At 74.9% G+C, this 17681-nt stretch carries 14 protein-coding genes; 7 read left to right on the top strand and 7 right to left on the bottom strand.

All coding sequences use genetic code 11. The annotated features are described in order from the left end of the window. The first annotated feature begins 42 nt into the window (after positions 1-42). The 3 genes from ABTX81_RS06840 to ABTX81_RS06830 are packed head-to-tail and all read left to right on the top strand — an operon-like array spanning position 43 to position 3948. On the top strand, positions 43-1590 hold the full coding sequence (locus tag ABTX81_RS06840; RefSeq protein WP_350542095.1) for a streptophobe family protein: 1548 nt from the start codon (positions 43-45) through the stop codon (positions 1588-1590). A 58-nt stretch (positions 1591-1648) separates the two neighbouring features. Beyond that, positions 1649-2392 (top strand): response regulator transcription factor, encoded by a 744-nt coding sequence (locus ABTX81_RS06835; protein ID WP_350542093.1) that lies wholly within the window; start codon positions 1649-1651, stop codon positions 2390-2392. Positions 2393-2415: 23 nt separating this feature from the next. Continuing rightward, entirely contained in the window at positions 2416-3948 is a 1533-nt protein-coding gene (locus tag ABTX81_RS06830; protein ID WP_350542091.1) for a sensor histidine kinase, read from the top strand. Between the two features lie 91 nt (positions 3949-4039). Here the strand turns inward: ABTX81_RS06830 and ABTX81_RS39620 are convergent, their stop codons facing one another. Further along, on the bottom strand, positions 4040-5677 hold the full coding sequence (locus ABTX81_RS39620; protein ID WP_502892715.1) for a carbohydrate binding domain-containing protein: 1638 nt from the start codon (positions 5675-5677) through the stop codon (positions 4040-4042). A gap of 271 nt (positions 5678-5948) precedes the next feature. Between ABTX81_RS39620 and ABTX81_RS06815 the strand changes: the two genes are divergently transcribed. From ABTX81_RS06815 to ABTX81_RS06800, 4 genes are all read left to right on the top strand, one after another. Continuing rightward, the gene (locus tag ABTX81_RS06815; protein ID WP_350542089.1) at positions 5949-7253 is read left to right on the top strand and encodes a hypothetical protein; all 1305 of its coding nucleotides are present in this window, start codon (positions 5949-5951) and stop codon (positions 7251-7253) included. 10 nt (positions 7254-7263) lie between these two features. Further along, on the top strand, positions 7264-8556 hold the full coding sequence (locus tag ABTX81_RS06810; protein ID WP_350542087.1) for a hypothetical protein: 1293 nt from the start codon (positions 7264-7266) through the stop codon (positions 8554-8556). Positions 8557-8676: 120 nt separating this feature from the next. Further along, positions 8677-9198, top strand: a complete 522-nt coding sequence (locus tag ABTX81_RS06805) for a pyridoxamine 5'-phosphate oxidase family protein (RefSeq protein WP_350542085.1) — start codon at positions 8677-8679, stop codon at positions 9196-9198. Continuing rightward, positions 9195-10187: an ROK family protein gene (locus ABTX81_RS06800; protein ID WP_350542083.1), complete on the top strand. Its 993-nt coding sequence runs from the start codon at positions 9195-9197 to the stop codon at positions 10185-10187. Before ABTX81_RS06805 ends, ABTX81_RS06800 begins: the two co-directional genes overlap by 4 nt. 4 nt (positions 10188-10191) lie before the next feature. Here ABTX81_RS06800 and ABTX81_RS06795 read toward each other — a convergent pair whose 3' ends face one another. From ABTX81_RS06795 to ABTX81_RS06770, 6 genes are read right to left on the bottom strand one after another with little or no spacing between them, the layout of a single operon-like run. After that, positions 10192-11715, bottom strand: a complete 1524-nt coding sequence (locus tag ABTX81_RS06795) for a GMC oxidoreductase (RefSeq protein ID WP_350542081.1) — start codon at positions 11713-11715, stop codon at positions 10192-10194. Continuing rightward, positions 11712-13193 carry an FAD-dependent oxidoreductase gene (locus ABTX81_RS06790; RefSeq protein WP_350542079.1) on the bottom strand — a complete coding sequence of 494 codons (1482 nt, stop codon included), beginning with the start codon at positions 13191-13193 and terminating at the stop codon, positions 11712-11714. The genes ABTX81_RS06795 and ABTX81_RS06790 overlap by 4 nt, the downstream gene beginning before the upstream one ends. Then, the gene (locus tag ABTX81_RS06785; protein WP_350542077.1) at positions 13190-13618 is read right to left on the bottom strand and encodes a hypothetical protein; all 429 of its coding nucleotides are present in this window, start codon (positions 13616-13618) and stop codon (positions 13190-13192) included. Before ABTX81_RS06785 ends, ABTX81_RS06790 begins: the two co-directional genes overlap by 4 nt. Beyond that, on the bottom strand, positions 13615-15045 hold the full coding sequence (locus tag ABTX81_RS06780) for an aspartate aminotransferase family protein (RefSeq protein ID WP_350542075.1): 1431 nt from the start codon (positions 15043-15045) through the stop codon (positions 13615-13617). Before ABTX81_RS06780 ends, ABTX81_RS06785 begins: the two co-directional genes overlap by 4 nt. Continuing rightward, on the bottom strand, positions 15042-16445 hold the full coding sequence (locus tag ABTX81_RS06775; protein ID WP_350542073.1) for an NAD(P)/FAD-dependent oxidoreductase: 1404 nt from the start codon (positions 16443-16445) through the stop codon (positions 15042-15044). The genes ABTX81_RS06780 and ABTX81_RS06775 overlap by 4 nt, the downstream gene beginning before the upstream one ends. Next, a complete protein-coding gene (locus ABTX81_RS06770; protein ID WP_350542072.1) occupies positions 16442-17674 on the bottom strand; it encodes a DegT/DnrJ/EryC1/StrS family aminotransferase in 1233 nt (410 codons plus the stop codon). Before ABTX81_RS06770 ends, ABTX81_RS06775 begins: the two co-directional genes overlap by 4 nt. Positions 17675-17681 lie beyond the last annotated feature (7 nt).

Raw genomic sequence — 17681 nt, 5'->3', positions numbered from 1 at the left:
CCGCTCCGACCGTCCCCGCCGACCGCCCACAGGAGGCCGCTCGTGTCCGCCACCCGGACCCGCCCCGCCGCACCACGCCCCGCTCCCGCCCGCGCGCTCTGGCGCAACGCCCTCGAAGGCGCGCTGGCCACCCTGGCCGCCGCGGTGGCGATGGCCGCCGCCGCCTGGGCGGCGCTCACCCTGCTCGGCGCCGGCGCGATCGCTCCCGCCGCCCGGCTGGTGCCGACCGTGATGGGCATGGCCTTCGGCGGCGGGATCACGCTGACGACGGCTCCCTCCACCGACGCCGGTGAGGGGGACGGCGGGGACGCGCTCGGCGGCCTCGGCGGGCTGCTCGGCGGCGGCGGTGGCCTGGACCTCGGCCTGACCGGCACGGTCTCGATGATGCCGCTGACGGTGACCTTCCTGGGCACGGCCGTCCTGGCACTGGGCTTCTTCCGGCCCCTGTACCGGCGGCCGCAGCCGGCCTCGGAGCTGCTCTGGGCCCGGTTCGGCGGCGCGCTGGCGGCCGCGGCGGTGGTCTTCCCGCTGCTGGCCGGGTCCGCGCACGGGACGGCGAAGCTGCCCGAGGGCGTGACGGAACGGTTCGGCAAGGGCGGTGGCGGAGGCGGCTTCGGCGGGTTCGGCGGAGGCGGCTTCGGCGGGTTCGGCGGTGACGGGGGCGGCCTCGCCGACTCGCTGTCCTCGGTGGCCTTCGGCACCGATGTCGCGGTGACCGTCTTCTTCGGCCTGCTCTGGGTCTGCGTCGTCCTCGGCATCGGCTGCGTCGCGGCCCGGCGCACGACGCTCTCGCGCCACCTCGCCCTCGGGCAGGGGCGGACATCGTGGCACGGCGTCACGTCCGCGCTGAGCGGGATCGCGGCCGTGCTGTGCTGCTCGGTCCTGGCCCTCGCCCTGCTGGCCGGTCTCGCCGCCCTGAGCGGCCGCGAGCAGGCCGCCAAGGCGGCGGGGGCCCTGCTGCTGATCGGCCCGAACCTGCTCGTGGTGCTGCTCACCGCCGGGCTGGGCACGCCGTGGGGGGCGGGGATGCAGCGCGTCAGGCCGACCGGCGGCGGGATGTTCGGCGGGTTCGGCGCAGGCGGCGAGGACGGCGGGGCGGGAGCGGACCGGTCCGTCGACCTCACCGGCTGGTCGGGCGCCGGCGTCCCGCTCTGGCTGGTCGGCCTGCTGTTCGCGGCGGTCCTGGCGGTGCTCGCCGGCTACTTCGCGGCGGCCCGGACCCCCGCGCGCACCCGCAAGGAGGAGGCGCAGGCCGTCTTCGGCCGGAACACCGAGATCGCCATGCGGCTGGGGATCGCGGTCGGCCTGCCGGTCCTCCTGCTGCCACTGGCGGCCCGGGCGTCGCTGGGCATCGGCATCAGCGTGATGGGCCGGGAGATGGGCGGCGTGACCGCCGGCCTCGACGGGAGCCCGGGGCTGTCCGCGCTCGCCGCGGTCGTCCTGGCCTCCGCCGCCGGCTACGGCGGCATCCGCCTCCAGCAGCGGCGGGCCCGGCGCCGGGACACCGCGGCGGCCGCTCCCGCGCCGGTCACCGCCCGGGTCCTGGCCCGCTCGGGCTCCTCCCGGGGCTCCTCCGGCCCGGCGTCCTGAGCATGTGATGCTGGGAGGACCCCACTCAGCCCAGTCCGTGAAGGCGGCAATCCACACCATGGCGGTACCGACCCCCCCGGCCCGACCCACGGGTGAGCGACCGGACCACCTGCTCGTCGTCGACGACGAGCCCACCGTCCGGGAACTGCTGCGCACCGCGCTGCGCTACGCCGGCTTCGACGTCGACGCGGCCGGCACCGGGCGGGAGGCGCTCGACCTCGCCGCCCGGCGCACCCCCGACCTCGTCCTGCTCGACGTCATGCTCCCCGACATGGACGGCTTCGAGGTGATCGGCCGCCTGCGCGCCCAGCCCCGGGCGCACCACCCCGGGCGCGGCGGCGACGTGCCGGTGCTCTTCGTCACCGCCCGCGAGGACCGGCAGGCGCTGCTGCACGGCCTGCGGATCGGCGGCGACGACTACCTCACCAAGCCGTTCGACCTGGAGGAGCTGATCGCCCGGATCCACGCCGTGCTGCGGCGCACCCGGGGCGAGCAGACGGTCCGGCTCACCGTCGGCGACCTGGAGCTCGAACCGGACGGCCACCATGTGACCAGGGCGGGGCAGAGCGTGCGGCTGTCCCCGACCGAGTTCCGGCTGCTGCACTTCCTGATGACCAACGCCGGACGGATCATGTCCAAGAACCAGATCCTGCAGAGCGTGTGGGAGTACGACTTCGGCGGCGACGCCGGCATCGTCGACACCTACATCAGCTACCTGCGGCGCAAGGTCGACGGGGGCGAGCCCAAGCTCATCCACACCGTGCGCGGGGTCGGCTACGTGCTGCGCGGGCCCCGGTCGTGACGCCGGCTCCGACGCCCGCGCCGGTGCGGCGCTTCCCGCGCGCGCTCCGGCGCGGGCTGAGCGGCCTGTCGCTCCGCACCCGTCTGCTCTGCCTCTCCATCGCCCTGGTCGCCGTCGGCCTGCTCGGCACCGGCGTGCTGGTCGCCGGCGCGCTGCACGGCTACCTCCAGGACCGCGTCGACGACCGGCTGGTGCTGACCGGGCAGATCGCCGCCCACCTCTCCCCGCCCGCCGGCACCGGCACCCCGACCGGTGTGCAGGCCCTCGGCGTCCTCGGCGAGACGACCGTGACCTACCTCGACGACGACGGCGCCCTCCGCCGGGCGTTCGACGTGAGCCCCGCGCCGCCCGGCGGCGGCCCCGACCTGCCGCGGCTGGACCGGGCGGCCGTCGTCGCCCACGGCGGCCGCCCCTTCACCGTGCCCTCGCAGCAGGACGACCGCGCCTGGCGGGTCGTCGCCCTCACCCAGCCGGCCCAGCTCATCGCGCCGGACCCGCCCGCCACCCGGGGCACCGTCGTCGTGGCGACCGCGCTCGACGAGGTCGACCGCACCGTGGCCAAGACCCGCAACCTCTCCCTGACCATGGGGACCGCGCTGCTGGCGGTGCTGGCCGCCGTCGGCTGGTTCGCCGTCCGCTCGGGCCTGCGCCCGCTGACCCGGATCGAGGAGACCGCGACCGCGATCGCCGACGGCGACTACTCCCGTCGGGTCCCCGAACTGGCCGCCCCGCACACCGAGGTGGGGCACCTGGCGGCCTGCCTCAACCAGATGCTCGGCCAGATCGACACGGCGTTCCGGGCCCGCTCGGAGGCCGAGTCACGGACCCGGCGCTTCTTCGCCGACGCCAGCCACGAGCTCCGCACCCCGCTGGTCGGCATCAAGGGCTACGCCGACCTCTACCGGATGGGCGCGCTCTCCACCCGCGAGGACCTCGACCGGACGATGACCCGGATCGCCGCGGAGTCCACCCGCCTCGCCCGGCTGGTCGAGGAGATGTTCCTGCTCGCCCGCCTCGACGAGGACGCCCACCACCCGGCGGGCGGCCCCGGCGCGGAACCGGCCTTCGCCCTGGACCTCGCGCCCATGGACCTGCGCACGCTGGCCGCCGACGCCCTGCGCGACGTCCGCGCGCTGGACAAGACCCGCCCGGTCACCCTCACCGGCCCCGGCGGCGGCAAGCCGTCCAACGCCCCCGCCGTCGCCGACGAGGCCCGGCTGCGCCAGGTCGTCACCAATCTGATCGGCAACGCCGTCACCCACACCCCGCCCGGCACCCCGCTGCGGATCGGCGTCGGCACGGTCGGGGACCACGCCGTCCTGGAGGTCGCCGACCAGGGCCCCGGCCTCACCCCCGCCGAGCGCGAACGGGTCTTCGACCGCTTCTACCGCACCGACGACTCCCGCGACCGCACCACCGGCGGCTCCGGCCTCGGCCTCGCCATCGCCCGGGCCCTGGTCGCCGCCCAGGGCGGGCGGATCACCCTGGACACCGCCCCCGGCCGGGGCTGCACCTTCCACGTCCTGCTGCCGCTGCCCGCCCCGGCCCGGCGGTGAGAGCGGGCGCGGCAGGGCCCCGGGTCCGCCGATGGCGGGTTCCCGGGGCCCTGCTTCACGCGTCGGTCAGGTCAGCTCGGTCAGCTCGGCATCAACGGCCCTGGAGGGACTTGGCGTTGTCGCCGAAGGACCAGCCCTTGGAGCCGTCCCAGTTGATCGACCAGGTCATCAGGCCCTTCAGCTGGCCGCTGAAGGCACCCCAGGACTGGCTGACCAGGCTCGGCGCCATGTAGCCGCCGCCGGCGCCGGGCTGGGCCGGCAGGCCGGGGACCTGCTTGTCGTAGGGCACCTTGATGGTGGTGCCCTGGATGGTCAGGCCGTTGTTCAGGCAGGTGGTCTGGGCGGTGAAGCCCTGGACGGTGCCGGCCTGGTAGGAGTCACCGGAGCAGCCGTACATGCTGCCGTTGTAGTACTGCATGTTCAGCCACCACAGGCGGCCGTTGTCGACGTACTTCTTGATGATCGGCAGGTAGGAGCCCCAGATCGAGCCGTAGGTGACGCTGCCGCCGGTGACGTACGCGGTCTCGGGGGCCATCGTCAGGCCGAAGCCGGCCGGCATCTGGGCGAGCACGCCGTCGATGATGCGGATCAGGTTGCTCTGCGAGGCGGACAGCGTGTTGATGTTGCCGCTGCCGGAGAGGCCGGTCTCGATGTCGATGTCGATGCCGTCGAAGTTGTACTTCTTCAGGATCGGGACGACGGTCGCCACGAACTTGTCGGCGACGGTGCTGGAGCTGAGGTCGATGCCCGCGGCGGCGCCGCCGATCGACATCAGGATCGTCGCGCCGGCGGCCTTGGCCTGGCACATCTCGGCGGGGGTCGAGACCTTGACGCCGGCGTCCATGCCGTCCTCCCACAGGACGGTGCCGTCCGAGAGGATCACGGGGAAGGCGGCGTTGATGACGTTGTAGCCGTGCGCGGCCATCCGGCTGTCCGTGATGGGGGTCCAGCCCATGCCCGGGTGGACGCCGTTGGAGGCGCCGTCCCAGTTCTCCCAGTAGCCCTGGAGGACCTTGCCCGCGGGCTTGGGCTTCGTCGGGCAGGTGGAGCCCGGCGGGGTGGTGGGCGGCGTGGTGGGAGGCGTCGTCGGCGGGGTGGTCGGCGGCGTCGTGGGAGGCGTCGTCGGCGGGGTGGTGGGCGGGGTGGTGGGCGGCGTGGTCGGCGGAGTGGTGGTGCCGCCGGGGCCGGCGAGCTCCACGTCGTCCGCGAAGAACGCGGGCTGCCCGTACCAGCCGTGCAGGAAGACGCTCACCGAGGTGGTGTTCGCCCCGGTGGAGAACGAGACGCTGAGCTTGTTGTACGACGCGCTGCTCGCCGTCCAGGTGGACGTCGAACCGGTGAGGCCGGTGCCGGTGGCGCCCAGGTAGATGTAGCTGCCCTGGACGTAGGCGCTCAGCGTGTACTGGGAGTTGGGCTGCACGCTGATGGTCTGGGTGCACTGGCCGGTGTCCTGGCCGGTCGGCGTCACCTGGAGCGCCGAGGTGCCGCCGTGCACCGGGCTGCCGACGGTCGCGCCGACGCCGCCGGCGCAGTTCCAGTCGGAGAGCCCGTTCTCGAAACCGGGGTTGGCGACCAGGTTGGGGGTGGCGGCCCCGGCCGTGACGGTACCGGCCACGGCGATTCCGGCACCGACGACGACGGCCGCGCTCAGCGCGGCGAGGGAGCGCCGCGCGAGGCTCGCTCCGGGCTGGGTGCCGAGGGTCCGGTGCGTCTGCGCTGCGCGTTCCACGACCGCACGCTGCGGCTGTGGGGTACGCGACCTCCGACGGAACATGCTGTGCTCGCTTCCCGCCGGGCGTCATGGACATGAGCGTCGCTGTGGGGGCGCGACGCCCGGCTCTGGGTGGGGACATGTGGGGATGTGCCGGTCCGGATCGTAGGAGCGACGGCAAGGCCCGTCAATAGGTCTGGACCAATGCCTACTTGGAGCGGAGTAGCGGTACCACTACCCTCGGTGCGCCATCCGGGCGTTCCACCAGTTGAGGGGCGGGATCCCGCGCATGGCTGACGGCATCGGGGCCGGTGGTGACGGTTGGTCGGGAATGGACGAGGAGTTCACCAGGAAGGTGGCGACGGTTGGCGCGACGGCGGAGGGGCGGGCGCTCGCCGCCACCCAGACGGTAGGCGACCCGGCCGCCGGCAGGGCGCGACCGCTCGGGCTCCCGCTGCGGCTGCGGCCGGGCCTGCGCGAGGAGTTGGCGGCCTTCACCGCCGCCTACCACCGGATGGTCGAGGCCGTCGTGGCCGCCTGGGAGCACGATCCCCGGCTGCGCGAGGTGCTCACCCTCCCGGAGGCGCTGCGCGCCCAGGCGGCGGCCGCCCGCGACACCCGGGTGCATCTGCTGCGGCTCGACCTGCTGCCCCAACCGGACGGCCGGCTGGGCGTGTTGGAGACCAACGCCAACGGCCCGGGCGGACTGGCCGTGGTCGGCCTGGCCCGGGCCGCCTGGCGGCCGCTGCTCACCCGGCACGGCATCGGCCTGCCCCGCCCGCTGCCCGCCGACGACGCCGCGTGGACCGGCCGCTGGCTGCTCGACCTCGCCGAGCGGGAGAGCGGCCAACGGCCCGATGCCATGGCGCTGTTGTATCCGCACCGGGCCGACCGCAACGCCGTCCGGTCCTACGACGACGGTCTGCGCACCCTCGGCGTCCGCGTCCTGCACGCCGACCCGCGCGAGTTGCGCACCGGGCCGGACGGCGGCGCGACCCTGGACGGAGAGCCGGTCCGGCACGCCTACGCCAAGATCAGCATGCGGGACCTCGGTCAGCTGGCCGGCGAGCTGGGCCCGTACCTGCGGGCCGTGCGCGAGCGCGCGCTGTTCGTCCAGAACGGCCTGCGCGCCCGCGTGATCGGCGACAACAAGCTCTGCCTCGCCGTCCTCTCCGACCCGCGCTTCGCCGACCTCTTCGACCCGGCCGACCACCGGCTCGTCCGGCCGGCCGTCCCCTGGTCGCGCAACCTCGCGCTCTGCGACGCCCCGACCGTGCGCCGGATCACCCGCGAGCGCGAACGGTACGTCCTCAAGAGCCCGTTGGACGCCAACGGCCGCGGCGTGGTGGTCGGCCCGGAGACGGGCGGGGCCGCCTGGGCGGAGGCCGTCGGCCACGCCGCGTCCGGGGGCTGGCTGGTCCAGGAGTACCTGCCGAGTCCGCGGCTGCGCGGCGGCCCCGAGGGACCGCCCGTCCACCACGACCTGGCGCTCGGCGCCGTGGACGGCCGGCTGGTCTCCGCCTTCGTCCGCACCGGCCACGAGGCGCGGCTCAACGTCGCCCGCAGCGGCCGCCTCCACCCGCTCTACCTCTGAGGACCGGACGATGGACGACCTCCCGCTCCTCGACCCCGCCCGCGATCTGACCACCGATTCGGGCGCGACTGCGCGTCCCCGGCACGCGGCGCTGCTGAGGGCGCACGCCACGGTCTGCCGGGCGGTGGATGAGGGGATCACCCCGGCATCCGCGCGGCCCCTGCCGGTGGCCCCGGCCATCAGCGTCCTGCACCCGGAGGCCGAGCCGGTCCTGCGGCAGCGGGTCCTCACCGCCGTCGAGTGTCTCCAGCGGATCGTGCGGGCCTATCCCGAGAACCCGGCCCTCCAGCGCTTCCTGGCAGTGCCGCCGGTCCTGCACCGCTGGATCGTCCGTCACAGGCGCCCGGAGTCCCTGACCGTGGACTTCTGCCGGCTGGACCTGTTCGGTGACCGGCTGGGCACCGTACGCGTCCTGGAGTTCAACGCCAGCAGCCCGGGCGGCGTGATCGAGTGCGGCACCCTGGCCCGGCTCTGGCGCCGGACGCCCGAGATCGGCGCGCTCCTCGACGAATGGCGGGTGCCCGCCGGCCGTTTCGAGGACGAGGACTGGTTCACCTCCTGGCTGCTCGCCCACGGCCGGGCCCGCGGCCTGACCGAGGAACAGACCCGGCACATCGGCGTCTACCGCACCGCCGGCAGGAACCCCGATCCGCACCTGATCGCCGAGCAGTTCCGGCGCGGCGGCCGGACGACGGTCACGCGCCTTCCGTCGGACTACTCGCCCGGGGACGGCGCGCGGCTGGGCTACCTCAAACACATCCCGGCCGATCCGGCCCCCGTCCACGGCTGGGACCGGTTCTGCGCGGCGGTGACCGACGGCGACCTCGTCATCCCCAACGTCCTCGCCCAGCGGTGGGTGGCGGAGAACAAGCTCTGCCTGGCGGTCCTGTCCGATCCCCGCTTCGAGCACCTGTTCCCGCCCGCCGATCGCGCGACCCTGCGGACCATCGTGCCGTGGAGCCGGAAGCTCGGCGACGGCATCACCGTCGCGCAGGCGGTCGCCGAGCGCACCCGGCTGGTCCTCAAGGCCCCCTACGGGTACTTCGGCAACAGCGTGCGCCTCGGGTGCGAGCACCGCCCGGAGGACTGGGCCGAGCTGGTGGGCTCGCCACGGCACCGGGGCTGGCTGGTCCAGGAACGGGTCGCCCCCGCCACCGTCGGCGCCCTGACCCGGGACCTGTGCGTCGCCGTCCTCGACCACACCGTCCTCGGCTACTTCAGCCGGGTCAGCCGCAGCAGTGTCGTCAACGTCGCCCGGGAGGGCGCGGTGCAGACCGTCCTCAGCCCGTTTCCCGCGCCATGACGGCGCGGCCCTCTACTGACCAACGCCGGGCGTCGGTACAGTGAGGACGCGAAGAACCGGCGTCCCGGCGCCCGGCCGCTGGACGCCCGGTGGAGCAACCGACACCGAACCGGAGGCACTGTGCCCAGCTCGGACGACGAACTCTGCACCACCGCACGCGAACTCCTCCGTTCCACCCGCTACCTGACCCTCGGCACCGCCTCGCCGGACGCCGTCCCGTGGGTGGCCCCGGTGGCCCACGCCTGGGACGACGAGGACCGCTTCTACTGGCAGTCGGGCCTGGACACCCTCCACTCGCGCAACATCGCGGCCAACCCGGTGGTCTCGCTGACGATCTACGACTCCAACCCGGCCGGCGGGGGCGGCGACGCCCTCTACGCGCTGGCGCGGGCCGAGGTGCTGGAGGGCGAGGACCTGGCCGAGGGCTGCGACCTGTACTACCGGCGGCGCTACCCGGACGAGGCGGCGCGGGCCCGCCGCTTCCGCCCGCCGCAGGACTTCGACGGGGACGCCCCGATCCGGATCTACCGCGCGAAGGTCACCGCCTACTCGATGCTCTCCCCCGACGGCCACCCGGTCCACGGCGACGAGGTCAACCACCGCGTCGTCATCCCGTTCAGCACCAAGCAGCTCGCCGAGTGAGTCCGCGCACGAGTCCGGCCGACGACGGTGCCGTCCTCGGCGTGGACCTGGGCGGCACCGTCGTCAAGGCCGCCCTGTTCGGCCCGGACGGCACCACGCTGGCCACCACCCGCCGGCCCACCGGGGCCAAGCGGGGGGCCGAGGCCGTGATCGGGACCCTGCTGGACGTTGTCTCCGAATCGCAGGCCGACGCCGAGGAGCGCGGCACGCCGGTCCGCGCGGTCGGCGTGGCCAGCTGCGGGATCGTCGACGAGCGGGCGGGCGTCGCCGTCTTCTCGGCCTCCTTCGGCTGGCGGGACGTGCCGCTGCGCGCCCTGGTGGCCGAGCACGCGGGCGTGCCGGTGGCGCTCGGGCACGACGTACGGGCCGGCGGCATCGCCGAGGCCAGGCTCGGCGCGGGCCGCGGCCACGAGGTGTTCCTCTTCGTGCCGATCGGCACCGGCGTCGGCGCCGCCGTGATGATCGGCGGCAAGCCGTTCGGCGGGGCGCACTGGCAGGCGGGCGAGCTCGGGCACCTGATCGTGCGACCGGGCGGCGAGTCGTGCGGGTGCGGGCAGCTCGGCTGCGTCTCCACCATCGTGGGCGGACCGGCCGTGCTGCGCCACTACCGCGAGCTGGCCGGCACCGGCCCCGACGGGCCGGCGGACGCCGCCGAAGTCGCCGCACTGGCCCGCAAGGGCGATTCCGACGCGGTCCGGGTCTGGTCCGAGGCGGTCGACGTACTGGCCGAGTCGCTGGCCGTCGCCGTCACCCTCTTCGACCCCTCCGCCATCGTCCTCGGCGGCGGCCTGGCGGGCGCCGGCGAATTGCTCTTCACCCCGCTGCGCGAACGCCTGGCCGCCCGGCTGGCCTTCCAGGTCATGCCGGAGCTCCGCCACGCCGAACTCGCCTACGAGGCCGGCTGCCTGGGCGCCGGCCTGCTGGCCCGCGACCTGCTGGCCCGCGACCTGCCGGAGACGGGCCGGCAGGCCGCGGACCGGACCGGCTAGCGGATCAGACCAGCACTCCCCCGGCGATCCGGAAGGCGTTGGCGGCGATGGTCAGGGCCGGGTTGACCGCCGCCGACGAGCAGAAGACCGAGGCGTCCGCCACCCAGAGGTTGTCGTGCTCGTGGGTGCGGCCGCCCGGGTCGACCACGCTGGTGGCCGGGTCGGTGCCCATCACGGCCGTGCCGCACTGGTGGGAGTTGACCTCGATGCCCATCCGCCGGGTGAACACCAGCGGGTAGCCGGCCGCGCGCAGCGAGCGGGTGGTGCGCCGGACCAGTTCCCGGTGGGCGCCGAGGTTGTTGGGCCGCCAGTGCACGGTGATCCGGCCCGCGCCGTCCAGGACGACCCGGTTGTCCGGGGTCGGCAGGTCCTCGCTGGTCAGGTAGAGGTCGAGGCTGCGGTTCGTGACGAAGCGGCGGACGGCGGCGGGCACGTTGGGCCGGGCCGCGCGCACCATGGGCTCCTGGAGCTTGCCGAGCATCTGGACGTTGCCGAGCGGGGCGCGGCCGCCCCGGGCGAGGTACCAGTCGTTCAGGCCCAGGGTCTTCTGGAAGACCGCCCGGTTGCGGCGGGCGGGATCGGCGGCGACCAGGAAGGTGCTGTTGTGCACCATGTAGTTGCGCCCGACCCGGCCCGAGCCGTTGGCCAGGCCCGAACGCAGCAGCAGCGCCGCGGTGTTGACGGCGCCGCAGGCGAGCACGAAGCGTTCGGCGCGGATCGTCAGCTCCTTGCCGTCCCGGGTCGCCACGGCGTGCGTCACCCGTCCGCCGGCGTCGGCGTACAGCCGGCCGACCAGGGTGCGGGTGAGCAGCCGGACGCCGGCGGCCAGGGCGGGGCGCAGCGCCCGGACGTCGGCGTCGCTCTTGGCGCCGAGCAGGCAGGGGAAGCTGTCGCAGGTGCCGCAGCGCACGCAGTCGCCGCCCTCGCGCAGGTCGATGCCGGTCGGCAGGTGGAAGGGGCGCAGTCCCTGGCCGCGCAGGCGGTGGGCGAGGTCGGCGACGGCCTCCTCGTGCTCGACGGCGGGGTGGGGGTAGTCGGTGGAGCGCCAGGGGTCGGTGGGGTCCTCGCCGCGGGTGCCGTGCACCCGGTAGAGGTCCTCGGCCCGGCCGTAGTGGGGTTCCAGGTCGGCGTAGCCGACCGGCCAGCCGGGTGCGTCTCCCTCGGCGTGGGCGACCGGGCCGAAGTCGGTCTCGCGGAAGCGCGGGAGGGTGGCGCCGTAGACCTTGGTGTTGCCGCCGACGTAGTAGTGGACGCCGGGCCGGAAGGGCTGTCCCTGGGCGTCCTGCCACTGGTCGCCGTTGCGGTAGCGGCCTTGGACGAACACGGCTTCGGGGTTCCAGTTCTGCTGTTCGCGCGGCAGGAAGTCGCCGCGTTCGACGACCAGGATCCGTGCTCCGGAGTCGCGCAGGGCGTAGGCGAGGGTGGCGCCGCCCATGCCGGAGCCGAGGATCGCGAGGTCGCAGGTCACCTCCGGTCCGTCCGGTTCGATCAGGCCCGGGGGCCGGTGCGGTGCTCGGTCGTGCGTCATCCTGTTTTCTCCCGTCGGGTGGGGTACAGCAGGCGTTCGGTGATCTCGTGGGCGAAGGCCATCACGGTGCCCTGGGGGCTGATCCCGGTCGCGCCGGGGAGCACCGAGGCGTCACAGAGGTGGAGGTTGTCGAAGCCGTAGGGCCGGCCGAGGGGGTCGCAGAGTCCGCCGCCCTCCGGCGCGCCCATCGGGCAGGAGGCCATGGCGTGGACGGAGACCAGCGGCCAGTCGGCGAGGTCGCTGCGTTCGGCGCACTGCCGGGCCTCGTCCTCGGTGCGCAGCGGCGGGCCCGGGAACGGCGGGTGGACCTCGGTGGCGCCGGCGGCGAGCAGCAGGCGGGCGGTGCGGTGCAGCGCGGCGCGCAGCAGGCGGCCGTCGGCGGCGGTGATCCGGTGGCGCAGCAGGGTCCGGTCGCCGGGCAGAGCGGTGACGGCGACCGGTCCGTCCACCCGGACCTGGGCGGTGAACAGGGCGACCCGGTCGAGGTCCGCGAGCAGGGTGTTGACGGTGTCCGGGTGGTGGCCGACGAGCGCGGCCGCGAGGGCGCCGGGGGTGAGGTTGGCGGGCATCACCAGCAGGCCCTGGTGCTGGAAGTGCTGGAGCTGGGCGGTGAAGATGGTGCCGCGGGTGGCCCGGACGGGCTCGCGGAAGCGGGCGACGACCTTGAGGTTGACGTGCACGGCGGTGTGCCGGCCGGCCCGGCGGCGGTGGATGCCGCTGCGCTGGAGCAGGGCGGGGCTGCCGATCGGCCCGGCGGCGAGCACGACGGTGCGCGGGCGGTAGCTGACCGGTTCGCCGTCGGGGCCCAGGGCGTGCACCTCGGTGACGGTCCGGCCGCGGTGGCCCAGTCTCAGCACCCGGGTGCGGGGGTGGATGCGGGCGCCGTGGCGTTCGGCGGCGGGCAGGTAGCTGAGCAGCATGCTCTGTTTGGCGCCGGAGGGGCAGCCGGTCGGGCAGCGGTTGGCGTGCGAGCAGCCGGGGGCGGCGCGGCGGGCCGTGGCCCAGTGCCAGCCGAGCCGGTCGGCGCCGTCGGCGAGCAGCCGGGAGTCGCGGTTGCCGTCGCCGGGGTGCTGGGCGGCGACGCCGAGGCGGCGGGTGATCTCGCGCAGGTGGCGGTCCAGGTCGGTGCGGCGGTAGCCGTCGGTGCCGGCCCGGTCGGCCCAGCGGTCGAGCAGGTCGGCGGGCGGTTCCCAGAGCAGGCCGCCGTTGACGACGGTGGTGCCGCCGACGCAGCAGCCCTCGCCGAAGGCGATGACGGGCCGGCCGTGGATGGGGGCCAGTCCGGCGTGGCGGTAGAGGCGGCGGAGGTTCTGCGCGGGGGTGGAGGCGGCGATCTCGGCGGTGGTCACCCGGGGGCCCTCTTCGAGGACGACGGTGCGGCGGCCGGCCCGGGCCAGGCCGAGGGCGGCGACGCTGCCGCCGGCGCCGGAGCCGATCACCAGGGCGTCGCAGTCGACCGTGCGGGCGGCCCGGCTCATCGGGAGACCCTCCGGTCGGCGGTCCTGGGCGCGGGCCGGTGCCGCGGGGCGCCGGGGGCGCCGGGGGCGCCGGGCCGTTCGACGAGGACGGCGGTGACCGTGCCGGTGGCGGTGGCGGCGTCGAGCCCGCTGTACAGCGCGAGGGTCTCGGCCGTCCGTACCGCCATGCCGAGCAGCGGCAGCCGCTCGACCCGGCGGAGCCCGGCCAGCAGGGCGGCGGGCGGGGCGGTGGCGGGGCGGCGGCCGGTCAGCAGCAGCAGCGCGGGCGGGACCAGGCGCAGGGCCAGGGTGAGGCCGGCCCGGTAGTGCGGGGCGAGCCGGCCGAGGCTGCCGAGGACGTGGGCGCGGGCCGCCGCGCGGGCACCCGGCTCGCGCAGCGCGGGGTAGCGCAGCGCCCAGGTCCGCAGGAGCAGGTCGACGCTCATGGCCGGAGCCTCCCGGCGGCCAGGTCCCTGGCGAGCCGGCCGAGCAGGCGGGCCGGGCCCTGGTCGAGCACCTCGTCGAGGGCCCGCAGGAAGGTCTCGGCCTCGGGTTCCCCGGCGACCAGCGGCGGGGCGACGATCAGCGGCAGGCCGTGGTTGGAGCCGAAGAAGGTGAGCACGCCGTGGTCGCGGTAGAGGGCGGCGATCACCGCGCCGGTGATCAGTTTGGTCCGCAGCCGGGGGTCGCCCCCGAGTGCTGCCGGGAGCAGCGGCAGCAGTCGGTCGAGCGAGGCCGGTCCGGCCTTGAGGAAGACGCCGTGCAGGGCGCCGCTTCCGGCGGTGGAGGCGACCAGGGCGGGGTGCCGGCGGGCGATGTCGCGCAGGCCCGGTTCCAGGACGGCGCCGAGTTTGCGGGCGCGCCCCGGGTAGTCGTCCTCGACGGCGACGGCGACGGCCTCCAGCGCGGTGGCGGTCTCCTCGCCGAAGCCGTAGTAGGTGGTGCTGTGCAGGGTGGCGTCCCGGAGGTTGTCGTAGGCGCGGCGGAAGACGGGTTCGCGGGCCACGTAGCCGGCGATGGAGGCCTTGCCGCCGCCGAAGGACTTGGACATCGTCACGACGTCGGGGACCAGCCCGGGGTGGTGCATGAAGTGGAACAGCGCGCCGGTGCGGCCCCAGCCGGTGTACACCTCGTCGAAGACCAGCACGATGTCCCGCTCGGTGCACAGCCGGCGCACCTCGCGCAGGAACTCCCCCGGGCTCTCGCGCAGGCTGGAGGCGCTGAACGGCTCCAGGACCACCGCGTAGACGTCGCTGGCCCCGTCGAGCGCCCGGTGCCGTTCCAGGGCGAGGGCGAAGGAGTCGGGGTCGCCGTAGCCGAAGAAGTCGGTGCCGGGGATCCGGGGGTAGTCGAAGTGGAGTTCGGGCGAGGCGGTGAGGCTTCCCGCGCCGAGCAGTTTGCCGTGGAAGGAGATGTCGGTGTGCAGCACGGTGCCGCGCCGGCCGCCGTGGTACTTGTAGGCGAGTTTGACGGCGCCTTCGACCGCCTCCGCGCCGGAGTTGGGGAAGTAGCTGATGTTCAGGTCGCCGGGGAGCAGCCGGGCGAGGTTGTGGCTGAGGGCGGCGACGTAGGGCGAGAGGTAGTTCTTGTGGACCTCCATCCGGCCCTGTTCGGCGAAGCGCCGGCGGGCGGCGAGGATCCTCGGGTGGTTGTGGCCGTGGTTGAGGACGCCGATGCCGCCGGTGAAGTCGAGGACGCGCCGTCCGTCGCGCAGGGTGATCCAGCAGCCCTCGGCGCTCTCGGCCAGGTCGTGCCCGAAGCCGAACGCGCCGACCAGGGAGACCTGGCCGCGGCTGACGAAGCTCCGGTAGAGCGCGTGCACCTGTTCCTCGGTCAGGTTCTCGGCGGCCGCGATGTCCAGCAGGTCGTTCATACCGCCTCCTCGGTCGGTGCGGTGCGGAGCCCCGCGCGCTCGCGGGTGCGGATCCGGTCCGCGATCAGCCGTCCGGCGCTCCGGCCGTGCCGCACGGCGTAGTTGGTGCCGCGGTCCTCGGGGAAGACCTGCGCCATGCTCGACATGTAGAGGCCGGGCACGGCGCACTCGGTTTCGGGGACGCGCCGGGAGTAGCCGGGGGTGATCACCGGCTGGGCGTGCTCGGCCCGCCAGACGTGGTAGCCCCGCACCCAGTCCTCGCCGAACCGGGGGAACATCCGGCGCAGGTGGGGCAGGCTGTGCCGGTAGACCTGCTCGTCGCTCATCCGGTACAGCTCGGCGTCGACCGGGAGGTACTTCGAGAGGTAGACCAGGTGCCGGCCGCCGTAGCGGTCCGGGGTGTCGAGGTTGGTGTGCTCGATGACGCCGACGTAGGGGAACGCCGGGTCGGTGACGTTGAGCCAGTAGGTGTCGGACAGCGCCCGGCGGTTCTCCAGGACCAGGCAGAGGTTGGCGAGGTAGGGGACGGAGCGCAGCCGGCGCACCAGCCCCGGCAGGGCGGGGTGGGCGCCGGCGGCGCCGTCCAGCATGCCGGCCAGCAGTCCGGGGGCGGTGGTGACCAGCACCCGGGGGGCGCGCAGGGTGTGCCCGCCGGTCCGGACACCGGTGACGCCGCGCTCGCCGACCAGCACCGCGTCCACGGGGCTGCCGGTGCGCACCTCCACCCCGAGCCGCTGGAGCCGGTCGCGCCAGGCGTCCAGCAGGGCGCCGGAGCCGCCCCGCAGGTAGTGCAGCACCTCGCGCCCGGAGCGGGAGCGGCTGCCGCCGCGCAGGTGCAGCTTGGTCCACATCCAGGTGGCGCCGACCTGGGAGGCGTAGGAGCCGAACTTGCCCTCCAGCAGGGGGCGCCAGACCACTTCGAAGGCCCGGCGCCCGCCCAGCTGGACCAGCCACTGCTCGGCGGTGAGCGACTCCAGCTCCCGCCAGTGCCGCACCCGGCCGGCCCGCAGCGCCGACAGACCGAGCCGCAGCCGGTCGGCCGGCGGGAGCGGGGCGAAGCGCAGCACGTCGAGCGGGCTGGAGAGGCGGTAGACCGCGTTGGCGTGGTAGACGCCGGTGCTGGTGGGGTGGCGTTCGATCAGGTCGGCGCAGCCGAGGTCGGCGCAGAGCCGGAAGATCTCCCGGTCGGAGTCGAACCAGTGGTGGTAGAACCGCTCCAGCTCCCGGTCGCCGACCGGGAAGGTGGCGGCCAGGCCGCCGATCCGGTCGGCGGCCTCGACGACCCGGCAGCGCAGGCCGGCCAGGGCGAGTTCGTGCGCGGCGGCCAGGCCGGTGAAGCCGGCGCCGACCACGATCACGTCGGCGTCCACGGCGTCGGGTGCCAGGTCGGCGGCGGTCACCGGCCCAGCACTCCGGCCACGGCGGTGGTGAACCGTTCGGCGACGGCGCCGACGTCGGCCGGGGTGCTGCGCGCGGTCAGTCCGAAGTCGGCGCCCAGGTAGGTGTCGGTGAGGCCGACGGTCAGCGCGAGGGTGCGGGCGAGTACGGCGTCGGTCCGCGGCAGCGCGCCGGCCCGGTAGTCGTGCCGCAGCTTGGGCGGCCGGCGGAACGGGCTCGGGCGGGCGTCGCCCGCCATCAGGGCGGCGAATTCGGGCAGGCCGCCGTAGTAGTGCTTGGGCGAGTGGAGCAGGGTGCGGGTGCCGAGCTCCTTGGCGACGGCGTCGGCGTCGGCCGCGTCGTCGAAGAGGTACACCAGCAGGGTCGCGCAGTCGCCGTCGGCGTCGTGCAGCGGGCGCGGGCGCAGGCCGTCGCGGGCCGGGATCGCGGCGGACAGTGCCCGGGCGAGGGTCCGGTTGTGGTCCAGGACGGCGTCCAGGCGGCCGAGTTGGGCACGGGCCACGGCGGCGGTGAACGCGTTCATCCGCAGGTTGAGGCCGAACAGCGGGTCGCCGTCGCCGGTCTCCTGCCCGTAGGGGAACCAGCCGTGGTGGTGGAAGGAGTACGACCGCTGGAAGACGTGCTCGTCGGGGGTGAGCAGGAAGCCGCCGTCGCCGCCGGTGATCACCTTGAAGATGTTGGTCGAGAAGGCGCCGGCCTGCCCGAAGGTGCCGACGGGACGGCCCCGGTAGGTCGCCCCGCAGGCCTGGGCGGCGTCCTCCAGCAGGTACAGCCCGTGGTCGTCGGCGATCTGCCCGAGGGCCGTCAGGTCGCAGGGCGCGCCGAGCATGTGGATCGGCATGATCGCCCTGGTGCGCGGGGTGATCCGGGCCAGCACGTCGGCCGGGTCGAGGGTCAGCGTGTCGTCGATCTCGGCGATCACCGGGGTGGCGCCGGCGAAGACCACGGCCGAGACGGAGGCGGTGTAGAGGTAGCCGGGCACGATGACCTCGTCGCCCGGGCCGATGCCGAGCGCGGCGAGGGCGGCCAGCAGGGCGGAGGTGCCGCTGTTGACGGCCAGGCAGTGCGGGCTCGCGAAACGCGCGGACAGCTCCTGCTCCAGGCGGCGGACCTGGTCGTCCACACCGGGTGGGCGGGAGTGCGCGTCGGAGGTGGCGAGCCAGGCGTCGACGACGTCGAGGAGGTTGCGGCGCTCCTCGGCGCCGAAGTACGCGTATCCGGGACCAGGCATGAGGCTC

Origin of the sequence: Kitasatospora sp. NPDC097605 (assembly GCF_040302725.1) — a bacterium.
GTDB lineage: Bacteria > Actinomycetota > Actinomycetes > Streptomycetales > Streptomycetaceae > Kitasatospora.
The sequence above is the reverse complement of the archived record's forward strand: the minus strand, read 5'-3'. Positions and strand labels throughout refer to the sequence as shown.